This window comes from Neobacillus sp. DFD-2R, assembly GCF_057747865.1.
Map to the genome: position 1 here is coordinate 1,492,563 of NZ_CM173228.1, position 18,301 is coordinate 1,510,863.

At 38.4% G+C, this 18,301-nt stretch carries 16 protein-coding genes; 14 read left to right on the forward strand and 2 right to left on the reverse strand.

The genetic code is table 11. The annotated features are described in order from the left end of the window. The first annotated feature begins 32 nt into the window (after positions 1-32). Entirely contained in the window at positions 33-2,360 is a 2,328-nt protein-coding gene (locus tag AC3ANV_RS07240; protein WP_488312960.1) for a DNA internalization-related competence protein ComEC/Rec2, read from the forward strand. 251 nt (positions 2,361-2,611) lie between these two features. On the opposite strand, the gene AC3ANV_RS07245 is transcribed toward AC3ANV_RS07240, so the two are convergent. Beyond that, positions 2,612-2,746 carry a YqzM family protein gene (locus AC3ANV_RS07245; protein ID WP_488312961.1) on the reverse strand — a complete coding sequence of 45 codons (135 nt, stop codon included), beginning with the start codon at positions 2,744-2,746 and terminating at the stop codon, positions 2,612-2,614. Between the two features lie 310 nt (positions 2,747-3,056). Between AC3ANV_RS07245 and holA the strand changes: the two genes are divergently transcribed. After that, complete coding sequence (gene holA, locus AC3ANV_RS07250) at positions 3,057-4,073, forward strand: DNA polymerase III subunit delta (protein WP_488312962.1); 1,017 nt, start codon at positions 3,057-3,059, stop codon at positions 4,071-4,073. A gap of 77 nt (positions 4,074-4,150) precedes the next feature. Here the strand turns inward: holA and rpsT are convergent, their stop codons facing one another. Beyond that, the gene (gene rpsT, locus AC3ANV_RS07255; protein ID WP_488312963.1) at positions 4,151-4,411 is read right to left on the reverse strand and encodes a 30S ribosomal protein S20; all 261 of its coding nucleotides are present in this window, start codon (positions 4,409-4,411) and stop codon (positions 4,151-4,153) included. Between the two features lie 217 nt (positions 4,412-4,628). Between rpsT and gpr the strand changes: the two genes are divergently transcribed. From gpr to deoC, 12 genes are all read left to right on the forward strand, one after another. Then, on the forward strand, positions 4,629-5,753 hold the full coding sequence (gene gpr / locus AC3ANV_RS07260) for a GPR endopeptidase (protein WP_488312964.1): 1,125 nt from the start codon (positions 4,629-4,631) through the stop codon (positions 5,751-5,753). Positions 5,754-5,776: 23 nt separating this feature from the next. Next, positions 5,777-6,097 carry a DUF3679 domain-containing protein gene (locus AC3ANV_RS07265; RefSeq protein ID WP_488312965.1) on the forward strand — a complete coding sequence of 107 codons (321 nt, stop codon included), beginning with the start codon at positions 5,777-5,779 and terminating at the stop codon, positions 6,095-6,097. A 138-nt stretch (positions 6,098-6,235) separates the two neighbouring features. After that, positions 6,236-8,071 carry a translation elongation factor 4 gene (gene lepA, locus AC3ANV_RS07270; RefSeq protein WP_488312966.1) on the forward strand — a complete coding sequence of 612 codons (1,836 nt, stop codon included), beginning with the start codon at positions 6,236-6,238 and terminating at the stop codon, positions 8,069-8,071. Positions 8,072-8,151: 80 nt separating this feature from the next. After that, positions 8,152-9,291: a radical SAM family heme chaperone HemW gene (gene hemW, locus AC3ANV_RS07275; protein WP_488312967.1), complete on the forward strand. Its 1,140-nt coding sequence runs from the start codon at positions 8,152-8,154 to the stop codon at positions 9,289-9,291. Positions 9,292-9,398: 107 nt separating this feature from the next. Continuing rightward, the gene (hrcA, locus tag AC3ANV_RS07280) at positions 9,399-10,430 is read left to right on the forward strand and encodes a heat-inducible transcriptional repressor HrcA (protein ID WP_488312968.1); all 1,032 of its coding nucleotides are present in this window, start codon (positions 9,399-9,401) and stop codon (positions 10,428-10,430) included. A gap of 105 nt (positions 10,431-10,535) precedes the next feature. Then, positions 10,536-11,126, forward strand: coding sequence for a nucleotide exchange factor GrpE (gene grpE, locus AC3ANV_RS07285; protein WP_488312969.1), 591 nt, complete (start codon positions 10,536-10,538; stop codon positions 11,124-11,126). Between the two features lie 36 nt (positions 11,127-11,162). Continuing rightward, positions 11,163-12,995, forward strand: coding sequence for a molecular chaperone DnaK (dnaK, locus tag AC3ANV_RS07290; protein ID WP_488312970.1), 1,833 nt, complete (start codon positions 11,163-11,165; stop codon positions 12,993-12,995). A gap of 141 nt (positions 12,996-13,136) precedes the next feature. Further along, the gene (dnaJ, locus tag AC3ANV_RS07295; RefSeq protein ID WP_488312971.1) at positions 13,137-14,264 is read left to right on the forward strand and encodes a molecular chaperone DnaJ; all 1,128 of its coding nucleotides are present in this window, start codon (positions 13,137-13,139) and stop codon (positions 14,262-14,264) included. Between the two features lie 18 nt (positions 14,265-14,282). Continuing rightward, complete coding sequence (gene prmA / locus AC3ANV_RS07300; protein ID WP_488312972.1) at positions 14,283-15,224, forward strand: 50S ribosomal protein L11 methyltransferase; 942 nt, start codon at positions 14,283-14,285, stop codon at positions 15,222-15,224. A gap of 106 nt (positions 15,225-15,330) precedes the next feature. Then, positions 15,331-16,080 carry a 16S rRNA (uracil(1498)-N(3))-methyltransferase gene (locus AC3ANV_RS07305; RefSeq protein WP_488312973.1) on the forward strand — a complete coding sequence of 250 codons (750 nt, stop codon included), beginning with the start codon at positions 15,331-15,333 and terminating at the stop codon, positions 16,078-16,080. A 6-nt stretch (positions 16,081-16,086) separates the two neighbouring features. Then, positions 16,087-17,457 (forward strand): tRNA (N(6)-L-threonylcarbamoyladenosine(37)-C(2))-methylthiotransferase MtaB, encoded by a 1,371-nt coding sequence (gene mtaB, locus AC3ANV_RS07310; protein WP_488312974.1) that lies wholly within the window; start codon positions 16,087-16,089, stop codon positions 17,455-17,457. 160 nt (positions 17,458-17,617) lie between these two features. After that, a complete protein-coding gene (gene deoC, locus AC3ANV_RS07315) occupies positions 17,618-18,268 on the forward strand; it encodes a deoxyribose-phosphate aldolase (RefSeq protein ID WP_488314155.1) in 651 nt (216 codons plus the stop codon). Positions 18,269-18,301: the final 33 nt, after the last annotated feature.

Genomic DNA, 18,301 nt, shown 5'->3' on the forward strand with positions numbered 1-18,301 from the left:
TAAATAAACTTAACTATGGAGATTAAAAAAACATGAATGGAAGATACTTTTATTTTGCTTTGACTGCATTATTAAGTGTTCTTTGTGCCCTCATAAATTTTTTCCCCTTTTTCCTGTTAACTGTGATGTATCTTTATCTGCTTTATAGATACAAAGGCTATACTAAATCAGAGCTTTTCTTTATTAGTTGTTTCTTTTTCGTATTTTTGGCGGTTGGCGAGCATGCGGCAGCGAAAAATAAAACCATCATTCCGGAATCCGCGACGACCTTTTTTCTTGTGTATAATCAAGATACAAAGATTGATGGAGATTTATTCCAAGTGCCGGCAACCGAAAAAAGTTACAATGAAAAACTGTTGGTTCATTACAAAATCAAATCGGAGCAGGAAAAAGAAGCATTAAAAAACAATGATTTTTATGGCTGTCAAGGTAAAGTCACCGGGGGACTGTCAAAACCGGCCATTGCTAAAAACCCCAATGGCTTTAACTATCAAGCCTATTTGGCGGCAAAGCAAACCTACTGGATTTTGAAAATAGAAGAAAGTCCGCTTCAAACCTGTTCCTACGTAAAACCCTCGATCTTAGCCAAGGTCAAACAAATTCGATTTTTGGGAATCCGTTACCTTGAGAATCATTTTCCACCCGAAATTGCCTCCCTTTCAGCTGCATTAATTTTTGGAGACAGGAGTATGCTCGACCCGGATTTATTGGAAGATTACCAAATGACAGGTATTGTTCATTTACTCGCCATTTCCGGACTTCACGTTTCATTGTTAGTTGGGATGGTTTATTATATGGGGATTCGAATCGGATTTACCAAGCAGAATATGATGATTTTTCTCCTCACAAGTCTTCCTCTATATGCAATTCTCACAGGAGGTTCACCTTCAGTCATCCGAGCCGTTATGATGATTTTTCTTGTTCTTATCACGGCTAAATGGAAGAATCGTATAAAACTTTTACCCATTGACGCAATTAGTTTGGCGCTTTTAATTTATTTGTTTTTTTCTCCAATGGTCATATTTGATATTGGCTTTCAACTTTCCTTCACTGTAAGTTTCGCGATCATTTTATCGGCACCGAATATCTTAAAACGCTATCAAAAGAATATATCACGGATGCTGGTAACTTCTATAACCTCGCAATTAGCTGCTCTTCCGTTTTTATTGTATCATTACTTCGAGCTTTCCTTTATCAGCCTTTTTGCAAATTTATTGTATATCCCGTTATTTTCTTTTGTTTTTCTCCCTGGATTGTATATCTTGTTTTTTATTCAATTAATTTTGGGTAAATCTCCTCCGGTGTTTATTAACCTCTTTATAAAAATTATTACTTTGTCCAATCAGCTAATTGACCGGCTAGCCGGTTATTCACTTGCTCGTTATACTCCCGGCAGACCTAATGGCGTTTTTCTTATACTGTATTTACTAATTTTATTGGCGATTTTTTTAATTTGGGAGACGGGATCTTATCGAAAAAGAATGCTTCATCTTTGCCTGTTGACCTGTTTTTTGTTCACATTTCAAACTGGTTGGAACGTAATAAATCCATATGGAGAGGTGACGATGATTGATGTTGGCCAGGGTGATTGTATTTTGATTCATCTCCCTTTCGGTAAAGGAAATTACCTGATTGATACTGGAGGGACACTTGCTTTTGCTGGGGAGCAATGGAAAAAACGCGCAAAACCATATGAAGTAGGCAGGGATGTAGTGGTTCCTTTTTTAAAAGGAAAAGGAATAACGAAAATTGATAAACTTATCCTTACACATGGTGATATGGACCATATCGGCGGTGCTTTTTCCATAATAAAGGAGTTGGAAGTGAAACAAATCCTGATGCCTTCAGTTGTTGAACCATCGGAAACTGAATTAAACATTGTAAAGCTGGCAGAAAGGAAGGGCATCCCTGTTATGAAGGTATCAGAAGGAAATGAATGGACTAGCAGTGAGAGTTTCTTTTATATCCTTTCACCTGAAAAGAATTTTTCAGGTGAACGAAACAGGGGATCTGTTACGGTTTTTATTAAGGTAGGAGGTGTCACTTGGTTTTTTGGAGGTGACTTGGACCAGGAAGGAGAAGAAAAAATCATAAAAAAGTATCCAAATTTGACTATTGATGTCCTTAAGGCAGGACATCATGGAAGTAAAACCTCAAGTGGACAAAGTTTCATTGACCGGATTAAACCAAGGGTATCTTTAATTTCTGTCGGTGAAAAAAATCGATTTGGGCATCCTCACAAAGAGGTCATAGATCGTTTGAAAAAGGCAAACTCCATTATTTATCGAACGGATAAACAAGGAGCAATAACCTACCGATTTTATCATGGAAAAGGAACCTTTTTTACCTATCTGCCATAAGATATAGAACAAACAAGGAGGCTGCATCACTGCAGCCCCAATTTAAAAGATAAGATTGTATAAATTTTGACTTTGAGAATTGTCCAGCTCCAGCGCCCAACGACTAGTGTACTTCGCTCTTCTCCCTATGATAAGTCAACACGAAAAAGCACAAAAGCAATTTGTGTTTCCTTTATCTCAGTCGAAGCGCTCCAGTCCATACGTCGTTTAAACGGTCGCTTCCGCTTTTCTTACCCGTATGTAACCAATTATTAAGATCCGATTAGCTTAATGACTGTTGCGACAATAAACATAATAGCAAAAAAACCAAAGGAAACTCCAAATCCTACTCCAGAGTCAATTGCGTCGTTGCGTTTACTTTGCACATCTTTTTCAAATTGATTCACAGTCTACCCCTCCTATATCACAATATAGTATAAGCGATTTTTGATAAAAAATCCATACAGCTTTTAGAATTGCTTCCTTTAATGACAAGAGTTAACACAAATAGTTTATCCCGAATGGGCTAGACTAAATTTACAAAGTAACTCCGCCGGGCAATAAAAGATCCTAGGGCAATTATTGCAGGCGTTCATTATAGATCGGGAATTGGCGCTTAAAGATAATGCTGCTAATTCCCTTTAAGTACTTGTCAAATTGACCAAGCTTCTTTACGATAGTTATGTGTTATGTGGACAAAGGAGCGCTGGTATTAAAATGGTATTGGATATTTGGAAACAAATTAAAAAAAAGGACATAGCTCCTATTTATTTATTATATGGAACGGAACTCTTCTTAATCAATGAAACGAAGCAATTACTTCTTGATTCAATTCTGGATGAGGAAGAAAAGGATTTTAATTTTTCCACTTATGATCTGGAGGAAACACCGATTGAGGTAGTATTGGAAGATGCGGAAACTTTTCCTTTTCTAGGTGAAAGAAAAGTGATTTTTTTACATAATCCATCGTTTTTAACAGCTGAAAGATCAAAAGAAAAGGTTGAACATAATTTATCAAGATTGGAAAACTATTTAAAAGAGCCTGCCCCCTATACTGTGATGGTAATTTCCGCTCCATATGAAAAGCTCGACGAACGAAAAAAAATCACCAAAGAATTAAAAAGAAATACAGTTTTAGTTGAAGCAAAAAAACTGAATGAGCCTGAACTAAAGAATTGGATTAAGGAAAGAGCAAAAGCAAACGGAATTGAATTCGAGCCCAATGCCCTTGATTTATTGCTTGCCCTTGTTGGAACAAATATGTTTATGATCTCAAGTGAAGTGGATAAGTTATCGTTATATTCTTCAGGAGAACAAAAGATTGGTATAGAACTTGTTGAAAAATTAGTGGCAAGATCACTAGAGCAAAATATTTTTACGCTAATTGAAAAAGTGGTCGGACGGAAGCTTGATGAAGCACTTCGGATTTACTTTGATTTGTTAAAGCAAAATGAGGAGCCGCTTAAGATTTTAGCGCTGCTTGCAGGCCAATTTAGGTTAATCTATCAAGTAAAAGAGCTGTCTCGTAGAGGGTATGGGCAACAACAAATTGCATCCTATCTGAAAATTCATCCATTCCGGGCAAAGCTTGCTGCGGGTCAAGCCGGTAAATTTACAGATGAAGAGTTGGCAAACTTAATGAAGCATCTTGCAGAAGCAGATTATCAGATGAAAACCGGGGGCATGAATAAGTCTTTATTGGTTGAAATGTTATTATTTCGATTAAAACGGTAAAGAGCTTGCCGATTGACGAACCCCTTAAAGCGAAAAAAAACGATTCCATTGAGGAATCGTTTTTTTTGTGCGCTTTATTATAGCGAGTTAGCTTTTTTCATTAGACGTGATTTTTTACGAGCAGCAGCGTTTTTGTGGATAAGACCTTTAGCAGCAGCCTTGTCTAATTTACTTGCAGCAGTTGCTAATACTTCATTAGCAGCAGCACCGTCGTTATTTGAAATAGCAGCTTCTACTTTTTTCACAGCAGTACGCATTGCAGATTTCGCAGTTGTATTTTGAGCATTACGAGCTTCGCTTGTTTTTACACGCTTAATAGCAGATTTAATGTTAGGCATTACTTTCACCTCCTACAAAGAATCGAGACTATATGAACTCGACTTAACATTCATTAACAATAATTCAGAACAAGAGATATTTTATCAAACGTGCTACTCTTTTGCAATAGTTGTTTGTAAAGGATAGAAATTATCAATTGCATGTTTTACAGAGATTAGGGAAAAATAGGAAATAGTTTCTATTTTTTAAGGAATTATGGATGGGAGCGTTGCGAATATGAAGGAATCAGTCGATTTAAGTAAATACTCTGTGCGTACAGATTTAGCTATTGAAGCAAGAGAGATGGTACTTGCAGGCAGGGGGGATACGGTCCAGCAAGAAGAAAACCTATCCCAAATTGAAGGAGTCATAATAAAAGAAAAAGATGTTGATGATATCAAAATTTCTTTAGTGGAAGTAACGAAAGAGGGGGAACAACAATTAGGGAAAAAAGCAGGTAGATATTTAACAGTTGAAGTGCAAGGAATCCGTGGGCAGGATACCGATCTCCAACAAAAAGTAGAGAAGGTTTTTGCAAATGAATTCTCTCATTTTTTGGAAGGGACCGGAATTAAGAAAACTGATTCTTGTCTGGTGGTCGGGCTCGGAAATTGGAATGTTACTCCGGATGCACTTGGACCGATGGTTTGTGAAAATTTATTAATCACCCGTCATTTATTTCAGCTGCAACCTGAAAATGTGGAAGAAGGCTATCGTTCCGTAAGTGCCTTATCACCCGGTGTAATGGGATTAACCGGGATCGAGACAAGTGATATTATTTTTGGTGTAGTAGAAAAAACAAAGCCGGATTTTGTCATAGCAATTGATGCATTAGCATCAAGATCAATTGAAAGAGTAAATTCTACCATTCAAATTTCCGATACAGGCATTCATCCCGGCTCCGGAGTAGGTAATAAAAGAAAAGAATTAAGTAAAGAAACCTTAGGAATTCCTGTTATCGCCATTGGTGTCCCAACCGTTGTGGATGCTGTTTCAATCACGAGTGATACGATCGATTTCATCCTTAAACATTTTGGGAAAGAGATAAGAGAAGGTAATCGCCCATCAAGATCGCTTGCACCTGCCGGGATGAGTTTTGGGGAACGCCGAAAGCTTACTGACGAGGATTTGCCGGAGGAGAAGCATCGTAAAACGTTTCTGGGAATGATTGGAACCTTAACAGACGAAGAAAAACGAAAATTGATTTATGAGGTCCTATCCCCAATCGGTCATAATTTAATGGTTACACCAAAGGAAGTGGATGTCTTTATTGAAGACATGGCAAACCTTATCGCCAATGGTTTGAATTCCTCACTCCACAGTGCAGTTGATCAGGAAAATGCAGGGTATTTTACGAAATAACTTAGATAGTTAGGAGCATTTTTATGAAGATGTTTATGTTAAAAAGCATTGGAATTGCTGCTCTCATGTTTATCTCAGTTTTAGCGGGAATGCAAATGGCAAATGGCGGCATTCATAAAATGAAGGGGTATAACGATCTTCAAGATGCCATTTCCATAAAAGAGAAGGACGATAAAGTAAATAAATCCTTTTCAGGAAAAAATCCCGCAGCTCATGATTTAAAAGCAAAGCAAAAAAAACTTGAGGAAATCAGTTCTTTTAATATTTTTTCCATGTTGGGTAAGAAGCTGTCGGACGGAATATCGGGTGCATCCGAAGAACTCGTCAATCGTATAACAAAATAATCCAGCCATAGCGGAACCACGTGGTCCCGCTATTTTTATGAGTAAAAACGCTAGATTCCAGTTTTCGTTGAATCTTGATTCCCGTGCTGATATAATCAGAAATAGTGTACATGTGCGAGTATAGTAGGAGTGAACGACATGAACAGAGAAGAAAAACTCAAACGACAATCTAAAATAAGAAATTTTTCGATTATCGCCCATATTGACCATGGGAAATCAACATTGGCTGACCGTATTTTAGAAAAAACAAATGCATTATCATCCCGTGAAATGAAAGACCAGCTTTTGGATTCGATGGACCTCGAACGTGAGCGCGGGATTACGATAAAATTAAATGCAGTACAGTTAAAATACAAAGCAAAAGATGGAGAAGAATACATTTATCACTTAATTGATACACCGGGACACGTCGATTTTACCTATGAGGTTTCGCGAAGCCTTGCTGCATGCGAAGGGGCTATTTTAGTCGTAGATGCTGCACAGGGAATTGAAGCACAGACACTAGCGAATGTTTATCTTGCACTGGATAACAACCTTGAGATTTTACCGGTAATTAATAAAATTGACTTACCGAGTGCTGAGCCTGAAAGGGTCCGCAATGAAATAGAAGAAGTCATTGGACTGGATGCCTCTGAAGCTGTATTAGCCTCTGCCAAAGCAGGGATTGGGATTGAAGAAATTCTTGAACAAGTAGTAAAAACCGTCCCTGCTCCATCCGGAGACCCGGAAGCGCCGCTTAAAGCCTTAATTTTTGATTCTTTATATGATGCATATCGTGGCGTTGTCGCTTATATTCGTGTCGTCGAAGGTTCAGTAAAGGTCGGCGATAAGATAAGAATGATGGCAACAGGTAAAGAATTTGAAGTGAATGAAGTCGGTGTATTTACTCCAAAAGCAGTATTGCTTGACGAGTTAAACGTTGGTGATGTTGGCTTCTTGACCGCATCCATTAAAAATGTCGGGGATACACGTGTTGGTGATACCATTACAAATGCTAAAAATGGTGCTGATGAACCGCTCCCTGGTTACCGTAAACTAAATCCGATGGTGTATTGTGGTCTTTATCCTATTGATACGGCTAGATTTAATGACTTGCGTGAAGCCCTTGAAAAACTTCAATTAAATGATTCTGCTCTCCAATTTGAACCTGAAACCTCCCAAGCTCTTGGTTTTGGTTTCCGTTGTGGATTTTTAGGACTTCTTCATATGGAAATCATTCAGGAACGGATTGAGCGCGAATTCAAAATTGATTTAATCACAACTGCACCAAGTGTTATCTATCATGTAAAAATGACAGATGGATCAGATTTGAAGGTGGATAACCCATCTGATTTGCCGGACCCGCAAAAAATTGATCGTATTGAAGAGCCTTACGTAAAAGCGACAATGATGGCTCCAAACGATTATGTTGGAGCGATTATGGAGCTTTGTCAGCTCAAGCGCGGAATCTTTATTGATATGCAATATCAAGGTGAAAATCGAGTTAGCATCATTTATGAAATTCCATTGGCTGAAATCGTTTATGATTTCTTTGATCAATTAAAATCAAGTACACGGGGTTATGCTTCCTTCGACTATGAGTTAATTGGTTATAAACCATCTAAGCTGGTTAAAATGGATATATTGTTAAATGCAGAAAAAGTGGATGCCCTGAGCTTTATTGTTCATAATGATTTTGCATATGAGCGCGGAAAAGTAATCGTTGAAAAGCTGAAGGAACTAATTCCGAGGCAGCAATTTGAAGTTCCTGTCCAAGCTGCAATTGGTCAAAAAATTGTCGCACGTTCAACCATTAAAGCGATGCGTAAAAACGTATTAGCAAAATGTTATGGCGGGGATATTTCCCGTAAACGAAAATTATTAGAAAAGCAAAAAGAAGGTAAGAAACGGATGAAGCAAGTTGGTTCCGTTGAAGTTCCTCAGGAAGCATTCATGGCTGTCTTAAAAATGGACGATACCAATACAAAAAAATAATCTAGCGGAGGTTAGGACAAGCCTGATTATAGGCAATCTTAGCCTCTTTTTGTTACATGTTAGGAGTGTTAATATTAAAAATGATTAAAGCAGCCTATCTCCATATTCCTTTCTGTGAGCATATATGTCATTATTGCGATTTTAATAAAATGTTTCTAAAAGGGCAGCCTGTTGATGAATATTTACAAGCACTGGACCAGGAAATGAGGATGACAATAAGCCAATATCCAACAGACTATCTTGAAACGATATTTGTTGGAGGTGGGACTCCAACATCATTAAATGAACGGCAACTTAATAGGTTTTGTGAAAATATAAACAAAAATCTCCCCAAAAGTGCAAATGTAGAATTTACCTTTGAGGCAAATCCAGGGGATTTAACAAAAGGAAAATTACAAATATTAAAGGATGCAGGGGTTAATCGTATTAGTCTGGGTGTCCAAACCTTTAATGAAGACCTATTACAAAAAATCGGACGTGTTCACCGAAAGAAAGACGTATATCAATCTATTGAAGATGCAAAAAAAGTAGGGTTTAAAAATATCAGTATTGATTTAATCTTTAGTTTACCGACACAAACACTTACTGATTTTAAAGAATCTTTAACAGAGGCTTTTTCTCTTGATATTTCCCATTACTCTGCATATTCGCTAATCATCGAACCAAAAACTGTTTTTTATAATTTAATGAAAAAAGGTAAACTGTTAACTCCGGGTGAAGATATCGAGGCTTCCATGTATGAACTTTTGATGGAGGAAATGGAAAAACACGGCTTTAAACAATATGAAATAAGTAATTTTTCAAAACCGGGCTTCGAAAGTAAACATAACTTGACCTACTGGAATAACGATTTCTATTATGGCTTCGGAGCAGGGGCCCATAGTTATCTAAATGGGCTGAGACGATCTAATTCCGGTCCGCTGAAAAAATATATCGACCAAATTAACAATGGAATGTTGCCTGTTTTTGAAGAGCATGAAGTAACAAAAGCTGAACAAATGGAAGAAGAGATGTTTTTAGGATTACGGAAAACCGAAGGAGTATCAGTTTCACATTTTATTCGTAAATTTGGAAAGAATCCACTTCAATTATTTGAAAATGAGATTGTAGATTTAGTGGAAAAACAATGGTTGGAAACGAGTGAAGATAATATACATTTAACTAAAAGGGGACGTCTCCTGGGAAACGAAGTTTTTCAATCCTTTTTAGGGACAGTCTAACTTCCGTTTTTCTTAGTATGTAATGATTGACACCATCCCCCCTTTTTTGATAATTTATTAATAGAATTAGCACTCGGCTGCTATGAGTGCTAACAGAGGTGATGCATGTGTTAACAGATCGTCAATTATTGATTCTTCAGGTTGTTGTTGATGACTTTATTCGATCTGCACAACCTATCGGCTCTAGAAGTTTGTCGAAAAAAGAGGAAATATCATTCAGTTCAGCGACTATTCGCAATGAAATGGCTGACTTAGAAGAGATGGGTTTTATAGAGAAGACTCATACCTCTTCAGGGCGTGTTCCTTCGGAAAAAGGTTATCGGTATTATGTCGATCATTTGCTTTCGCCTCAAGCATTGAATCAGCAGGATATTTCAATTATCCAATCGATTTTTGCTGAGAAAATTTTTGAGTTTGAAAAAATTATTCAAAAATCGGCAAAGATTTTATCCGATCTAACTAACTATACGTCAATTGTTCTTGGACCTGCAGTTAGTATCAATAAGCTAAAACGGATACAAATCATCCCTTTAAACAAAGAAACAGCAGTGGCAATTTTTATTACTGACACAGGTCATGTGGAAAATCGTACCTTTAATTTACCTGCAACTGTAGATGTCAGTGATTTGGAGAAAACGGTGAATATCCTGAACGAACGTTTAGCAGGGGTTCCGCTGGATGAATTAAATGATAAAATCTATAAAGAAGTTGCCATGCTGCTCAGGCAGCATATCCGTAATTACGATTTAATGATGAATACCATCGCTGAATCGTTTAAAATACCGGTAAATGAAAAACTTTTCTTTGGCGGAAAAACAAATATGTTAAGCCAGCCGGAGTTTCATGATATTACAAAAATTCGTACGCTTTTAAACATGATTGACCAGGAAGAATGGTTCTATAATTTAATTAGAAAAGAATCAGCAGGTATTCATGTGAAAATTGGCAGGGAAAACAATATAAGTGCAATGGATAATTGTAGTTTAATCACAGCGACATATTCAGTCGGAGCTGAAAAGATGGGGACGATTGCCATCTTAGGTCCAACAAGAATGGAATATTCCCGCGTAATTGGTTTACTGCAGTTTTTGAGCAAGGACTTGACTTCCGTGTTAACAAAGCTGTATCAAAATAATTAGCGCTGGAAATATTGAGTATGGGTGGAATCTATTTAAGTTTCACCCCTTTCTATGAAGATTAATTTCCACTTTATTTATAGAACCCTTTAAGGGAGGTGAGTAGGTTTGACGAATGAAAAAAACAATACGATCAATGAAGAAATTGAGTCACTAAGTAATGATAATGGTGAACTTACTGAAGAAAAAGCGGTAGAATCCGTTTCTGATGAAACAGAAACACTCGAGCAAAATGAAGTAAATCCTTACGAGGAAGAAATTCAAACTCTCAAAACCAAGCTGGAAGAAGCAGATAATCGTTATTTGCGCCTTCAAGCAGACTTTGATAATTTCCGCCGCCGTACAAGATTGGACAGTGAGGCGAGCGAAAAATATAGAGCTCAAAAATTGATATCTGATTTATTGCCTGCATTAGACAATTTTGAAAGAGCATTAAAAATGGAAGCAGAAAATGAACACACTAAATCATTGCTTCAAGGTATGGAAATGGTTTATCGCGGTTTATTGGAAGCTTTGAAAAAAGAGGGTGTTGAAGCAATTGAGGCTGTAAATAAAGAGTTTGACCCTCATTTGCATCAAGCAGTTATGCAGGCTGAAGATGAAAATTACGCCTCAAACATTGTTATCGAGGAGTTCCAAAAAGGTTATATGTTGAAAGACCGAGTGATCCGTCCGTCAATGGTAAAAGTAAGTCAATAAAGAAAGATTACATATTTTTTCAAGGAGGAAAAGGCAATGAGCAAAATTATTGGTATTGACCTTGGAACAACCAACTCATGTGTGGCAGTTCTTGAAGGCGGAGAACCAAAAGTAATTCCAAATCCGGAAGGAAATCGCACAACCCCATCTGTTGTATCGTTTAAAAATGGCGAACGTCAAGTAGGGGAAGTTGCAAAGCGTCAGGCAATTACAAATCCGAACACAATTATGTCGATTAAACGTCATATGGGTACTGCTTATAAGGTAGAAGCTGAAGGGAAAAATTATACTCCGCAAGAAATTTCAGCCATTATCCTTCAATATTTAAAATCTTACGCAGAAGACTATCTTGGCGAGACTGTAACGAAAGCTGTTATTACGGTTCCTGCATACTTCAATGATGCAGAGCGTCAAGCAACCAAGGATGCAGGTAAAATTGCCGGTCTTGAAGTAGAGCGTATTATCAATGAGCCTACTGCAGCTGCTCTTGCATATGGATTAGATAAAACCGAACAAGATCAAACAATCCTTGTTTACGACCTTGGCGGTGGTACGTTTGACGTATCAATCCTTGAACTTGGAGATGGCGTTTTTGAAGTAAAATCTACTGCTGGTGATAACCGTCTTGGTGGAGATGATTTTGACCAAGTCATTATTGATTATTTAGTAGACCAATTCAAAAAAGAAAATGGCATAGATCTTTCTCAAGATAAAATGGCATTACAGCGTTTAAAGGATGCAGCTGAAAAAGCAAAAAAAGATCTATCAGGTGTAATGTCAACTCAAATTTCTTTACCGTTTATCACAGCAGGAGCAGCAGGTCCGCTTCATCTGGAAGTCACTTTATCAAGAGCAAAATTCGACGAAATTTCAGCGCATCTTGTTGAACGGACAATGGGTCCGACCCGTCAGGCTTTAAGTGATGCAGGATTAACTCCATCACAAATTGACAAAGTCATTCTTGTTGGCGGATCAACACGTATTCCCGCCGTTCAAGAGGCTATTAAAAAAGCTACCGGACAAGAGCCGCATCGTGGCGTAAACCCGGATGAAGTTGTGGCAATGGGTGCAGCCATTCAAGGCGGAGTAATCACCGGAGATGTTAAGGATGTCGTATTACTTGACGTAACTCCGCTTTCACTTGGAATTGAAACAATGGGCGGTGTGTTTACGAAATTAATTGATCGTAATACAACAATCCCTACATCTAAATCACAAGTATTTTCAACTGCTGCAGATAACCAAACGGCTGTTGATATCCATGTTCTTCAAGGTGAACGCCCAATGGCAGCAAACAATAAAACACTTGGACGCTTCCAATTAAGTGATATTCCACCGGCTCCACGTGGGATTCCGCAAATTGAAGTAAACTTTGATATTGATAAAAACGGTATTGTAAATGTCCGTGCAAAAGATTTGGGAACAAATAAAGAACAGCAAATTACCATTAAATCTTCTACTGGTCTTTCTGATGAAGAAATTCAAAAAATGGTCAGAGAAGCGGAAGAAAATGCTGAAGCAGATAAACAGCGTAAGGAAGAAGTGGAGCTTCGTAATGAAGCAGATCAACTTGTCTTTACAACAGAAAAAACCTTAAAAGATCTTGAAGGAAAAGCGGATGCCGCTGAAGTAGCAAAAGCGAATGAAGCAAAAGATGCCTTAAAAGAAGCAATTGAGAAAAACGATCTTGCTGAAATTCGTGCTAAAAAAGATGCTTTACAGGAAATTGTTCAGGCTTTGACGGTAAAGCTTTATGAAGAAGCAGCGAAGCAAGCACAGGCTGCAGGTGGCCAAGAGGGCGCAACCGGTGCCGGCAAAGACGACAATGTTGTGGATGCAGAATTCGAAGAAGTAAAAGACGATAAATAATCGGCTGAAGAGCAAGAAAAAGTCAAAGTCAGTCATTCTGCTTTGGCTTTTTCTTTGCATTATGGGCAATGTTTTTTATTGCAATATACTTCACAAAGATGTTAAAATAATCTTTATGTGACAGATTCGGGAGTGGTAATCATGAGTAAACGGGATTACTATGAGGTGCTGGGGGTAAGTAAGGGCGCTTCAAAGGATGAGATTAAAAAAGCATATCGTAAGCTCTCTAAACAGTATCATCCGGATATTAATAAAGAGCCGGATGCTGCTGATAAATTTAAGGAAATAGCTGAAGCATATGAAGTGTTAAGCGATGATCAAAAAAAGGCCCATTATGATCAATTCGGTCATACCGATCCAAATCAAGGCTTTGGCGGCACCGGAGATTTTGGGGGCGGCTTTGGCGGTTTTGAAGATATATTCAATACCTTCTTTGGCGGCGGCGGTTCAAGAAGACGAGATCCAAATGCGCCAAGGCAAGGTGCAGACCTTCAGTACACAATGACCGTTTCTTTTGAAGAGGCAGCGTTTGGAAAAGAAACGGATATTGAAATTCCACGGGAAGAGACCTGTAATACTTGCAGCGGTTCCGGAGCAAAGCCCGGAACGAAACCTGAGACCTGTCAGCATTGTCATGGAACAGGTCAGTTAAACGTTGAGCAAAACACTCCGTTTGGCAGAATTGTGAATCGCCGAACTTGTCATCACTGTAATGGAACAGGAAAAGAAATTAAACATAAATGTTCAACCTGCGGTGGTACAGGAAAAGTGAAGAAGCGGAAAAAAATTCATGTTAAAATTCCTGCTGGCATTGACGATGGTCAGCAATTAAGAATGGCCGGTCAAGGGGAAGCTGGAATTAACGGCGGACCGTCCGGTGATTTATATATTGTCTTCCATGTCCGTGCACATGAATTTTTTGAAAGAGATGGCGATGATATTTATTGTGAAATGCCAATCACCTTTGTTCAAGCATCATTAGGTGATGAAATAGAGGTTCCAACTTTACATGGAAAAGTTAAGCTTAAAGTCCCGGCAGGAACGCAAACAGGAACCAAATTCCGTTTGAAGGGAAAAGGTGTTCCAAATGTACGTGGATATGGAGTCGGTGATCAGCATATTCTTGTACGCATTATTACTCCAACTAAGCTGACCGATAAGCAAAAACAACTCTTACGGGAATTTGGCGATATTAGCGGTTCTGCTCCAATTGGCGAGCATGAAGAAAGTTTTTTCTCAAAAGTAAAACGTGCCTTTAAAGGCGAGTAAGGATTGGAGTTGGTAGATTTGAAGTGGTCCGAAATTAGTATCCACACAACAAATGAAGCGATCGAACCTATTTCTCATATTTTGCATGAAGCCGGGGCGAGCGGTGTAGTCATTGAAGATCCGTTTGATCTTACGAAGGAAAGAGAAGATCAATTCGGGGAAATCTACCAACTCAATCCTGATGATTATCCCGAAGAAGGGGTAATCGTAAAAGCTTATTTACCGGTTAACAGTTTTTTAGGTGAGACGGTAGATGCGATTAAAGAATCGATCAATAATTTAATTATTTATAATATTGATATCGGTATTAACAAAGTAACCATTAGTGAAGTGAACGAAGAAGAATGGGCAACGGCTTGGAAAAAATATTATAATCCTGTTAAAATCTCCGAGAAATTCACGATTGTGCCAACCTGGGAAATCTATACACCTGTCAGTAGTGATGAACTAATTATTGAATTGGATCCGGGAATGGCCTTTGGTACAGGAACACACCCGACAACTGTTATGTGTATCCAAGCACTGGAACGAACCGTGCGTCCCCGTGATCGGGTGATTGATGTAGGAACAGGGTCAGGAGTTTTAAGCATTGCAGCCGCAATGCTAGGGGCTGAAGATGTCCGAGCTTTTGATCTTGATGAAGTTGCAGTCACAACTGCTCGATTGAACATCAAGCTAAATAAAGTCAATGAAGTTGTGACCACCTCACAAAACAACCTTCTTGATGGTGTGGAGGAAAATGCAGCAGATGTCGTCGTTGCCAATATCCTAGCTGAAGTTATTTTACGCTTTACAAATGATGTTGCCCGAGTGGTTAAGCCTGGAGGATCTTTTATTGCTTCCGGAATTATTCAACAGAAAAAAGACCAGGTTAAAGATGCTTTGGTTGAAGCGGGCTTTGAAATAACTGAAACCATTTTAATGGAAGATTGGGTTGCAATTATTGCGAATAGGAAATAATGATGAAAAAGGGGTGGTTTGAACCCCTTTTTCTATTTATCTCTTTTCAAAAATAACTTCATTTTAGTAAAATAAGGAGTAAAATGCTTTTAAGAGGGTGCATCGTGTGCAACGGTACTTTGTTAACGAACGAGTAAATGATAATCGTTTTTTTATAGGCGCAGAAGACCGCCATCATATCTTAAAGGTTATGCGCATGCAAATTGGTGACCAGATCGTCTGTGTGGATTCAGAAGGGAAATCAGCTGTCTGTAATATTGCAGAAATTACCGATGAACAAGTCATTGTAGACGTTGTACAATGGAAAGATGAGCGATCAGAACTGCCGATTTCGATTACGATAGCAAGCGGCTTGCCTAAGGGAGACAAGCTTGAATGGATTATACAAAAAGGTACGGAGATGGGTGCCCATGAGTTTCTTCCCTTTTCGGCTTCACGTTCAGTTGTAAAATGGGATGAAAAAAAGGCAGCAAAGAAAATAGAGAGATGGCAAAAAATTGCCAAAGAAGCTGCTGAACAATCTCATCGAGCTTTTTTGCCTGAAGTTGTTAATCCAATTAGCTTTAAAACGTTACTAAAAAAAAGCAAGGATTATCAATATAAATTAGTTGCTTATGAAGAAGAGAGCAGAAATGGGGAAACGTCGAATTTTCCCGCTACACTACAAAAAATGAAAAAAGGTGAGTCGCTCCTTTTGGTTTTTGGACCGGAAGGTGGTTTAACCGAAGAAGAGGTTACGTTTTTAAAGGAAAATGATTTTTCGCTTTGCGGGTTAGGCCCGCGTATTTTACGAACGGAAACTGCCCCATTATATACACTTGCGGCAATTTCTTATCATTTTGAATTATTGAGGTGAAAACATATGCCAACAGTCGCGTTTCATACCCTTGGATGTAAGGTGAACCACTATGAGACTGAAGCAATCTGGCAATTATTTAAGCAGGAAGGCTACGAACGGGCTGAATTTGAATCCCTTTCAGATGTATATATTATAAATACTTGTACAGTAACAAATACCGGTGATAAAAAAAGCCGTCAGGTAATTAGGCGAGCTGTGAGGAAAAATCCGGACGCTGTTATTTGTGTAACAGGGTGTTATGCTCAAACATCTCCTGCTGAAATCATGGCAATTCCTGGTGTTGATATCGTTGTCGGAACACAGGACCGTTCGAAAATGCTTGATTATATTGAACAATATAAAAATGAACGGCAGCCGATAAATGGTGTCGGCAATATTATGAAAAACCGGGTCTACGAAGAACTTGATGTTCCGGCATTTACCGACAGAACACGTGCATCTTTAAAAATTCAAGAGGGTTGTAATAATTTCTGTACATTCTGTATCATTCCATGGGCCCGGGGATTAATGAGATCGCGTGATCCGAAAGAAGTTATTCGTCAAGCACAGCAATTAGTCGATGCAGGATATAAAGAAATTGTCTTAACCGGTATTCACACCGGCGGATATGGAGAAGACATGAAGGATTATAATCTTGCCAAGCTGCTCCGTGATTTAGAGGCGGAGGTAAAAGGTTTGGAACGCCTTCGAATTTCTTCTATTGAAGCAAGCCAAATTACTGATGAAGTAATTGAAGTCATAAAACATTCCAATATTATTGTACGTCATCTGCATATTCCTCTTCAATCCGGTTCTAACACTGTTTTGAAAAGAATGCGCCGTAAATATACAATGGAGTTTTTTGGAGAAAGACTTGAACGTCTTAAAGAAGTGCTCCCCGGACTTGCAGTTACTTCGGATGTGATTGTTGGGTTCCCCGGTGAAAGCGAAGAAGAGTTTATGGAGACCTATAATTTTATAAAGAAACATAAATTCTCTGAACTTCATGTTTTCCCATATTCAAAACGTACAGGAACACCTGCTGCCCGTATGGATGACCAAGTCGATGAGGAAGTGAAGAACGAACGAGTGCATCGTTTAATTTCTCTATCCGATCAACTGGCGAAAGAATATGCTTCTCTTTTTGAAAACGATGTTTTAGAAGTCATTCCTGAGGAAGAGTACAAAGAAAAAGCCAATACTGGTTTATATGTTGGATATACAGATAATTACTTAAAGGTTGTTTTTCCTGCAACAGAGGATATGATTGGAAAAATTGTCAAAGTGAAAATCACAAAAGCCGGTTATCCTTATAATGAAGGGCAGTTTGTAAGAATTGTGGAAGATACATTTGTTAAAGATGAGGTTTTTGTAAAAGAAGAAGCGGCAATGTAACCTTTGAAGGACCCTGATTTTGGGTCCTTTTTCTTATGCAAATTTGGGCAAGCTGTTAATTAAGCAGCAAAATTTTTTTGATTCACTTCAAGATACTTTCTGTAATCTTAGAATGGATAAGAGAGGAGCATGAAATTTGGCTACCACGAATGTTGCTGAAATGATTGACCATACCTTATTAAAACCTGATGCAACGAAGAAGCAAATTGAAACGCTTTGCAATGAAGCACGGGAGTATAAATTTTTTTCTGTTTGTGTAAACCCTGCATGGGTCTCTACTTCAAAAGAACTATTAAAAGGCAGCGGGGTAAAGGTTTGCACAGTCATAGGATTTCCTTTAGGAGCAACAACTACAGAAACAAAAGCTTTTGAAACAAAAAATGCCATTGATCATGGGGCCGAAGAGGTCGATATGGTGATCAATATTGGTGCACTGAAGGATAAAAACAATGAATTAGTAGAAACCGATATACGCGCTGTTGTTGAAGCAGCTAAAGGCAAAGCTTTAACGAAAGTGATTATCGAAACAAGCCTTTTAACTAAAGAGGAAAAAATCAGAGCCTGCGAGCTTTCGGTAAAAGCAGGAGCTGATTATGTGAAAACATCAACCGGATTCTCTGCGGGAGGAGCAACTGTAGAGGATATTGAGTTAATGAGGAAAACAGTTGGACCTGACATTGGGGTAAAAGCATCGGGTGGGGTAAGAAGTACAGAAGATGCTCAAAATATGATTCAAGCAGGTGCGACAAGAATTGGCGCAAGTTCAGGTGTGGCCATACTAAATGGACTGACAGTAACTACAAATTATTAATAAAAATAAGACGGCTTTGGCCGTCTTGTTTGC

Excerpts from the sequence above, each read along its gene's own strand:
- AC3ANV_RS07240 (WP_488312960.1), top strand. The coding sequence starts at position 33 with ATGAATGGAAGATACTTTTATTTTGCTTTGACTGCATTATTAAGTGTT.
- holA (WP_488312962.1), top strand. The coding sequence starts at position 3,057 with ATGGTATTGGATATTTGGAAACAAATTAAAAAAAAGGACATAGCTCCT.
- rpsT (WP_488312963.1), bottom strand. The coding sequence starts at position 4,411 with ATGCCTAACATTAAATCTGCTATTAAGCGTGTAAAAACAAGCGAAGCT.
- gpr (WP_488312964.1), top strand. The coding sequence starts at position 4,629 with ATGAAGGAATCAGTCGATTTAAGTAAATACTCTGTGCGTACAGATTTA.
- AC3ANV_RS07265 (WP_488312965.1), top strand. The coding sequence starts at position 5,777 with ATGAAGATGTTTATGTTAAAAAGCATTGGAATTGCTGCTCTCATGTTT.
- lepA (WP_488312966.1), top strand. The coding sequence starts at position 6,236 with ATGAACAGAGAAGAAAAACTCAAACGACAATCTAAAATAAGAAATTTT.
- hemW (WP_488312967.1), top strand. The coding sequence starts at position 8,152 with ATGATTAAAGCAGCCTATCTCCATATTCCTTTCTGTGAGCATATATGT.
- dnaK (WP_488312970.1), top strand. The coding sequence starts at position 11,163 with ATGAGCAAAATTATTGGTATTGACCTTGGAACAACCAACTCATGTGTG.
- dnaJ (WP_488312971.1), top strand. The coding sequence starts at position 13,137 with ATGAGTAAACGGGATTACTATGAGGTGCTGGGGGTAAGTAAGGGCGCT.
- mtaB (WP_488312974.1), top strand. The coding sequence starts at position 16,087 with ATGCCAACAGTCGCGTTTCATACCCTTGGATGTAAGGTGAACCACTAT.
- deoC (WP_488314155.1), top strand. The coding sequence starts at position 17,618 with ATGATTGACCATACCTTATTAAAACCTGATGCAACGAAGAAGCAAATT.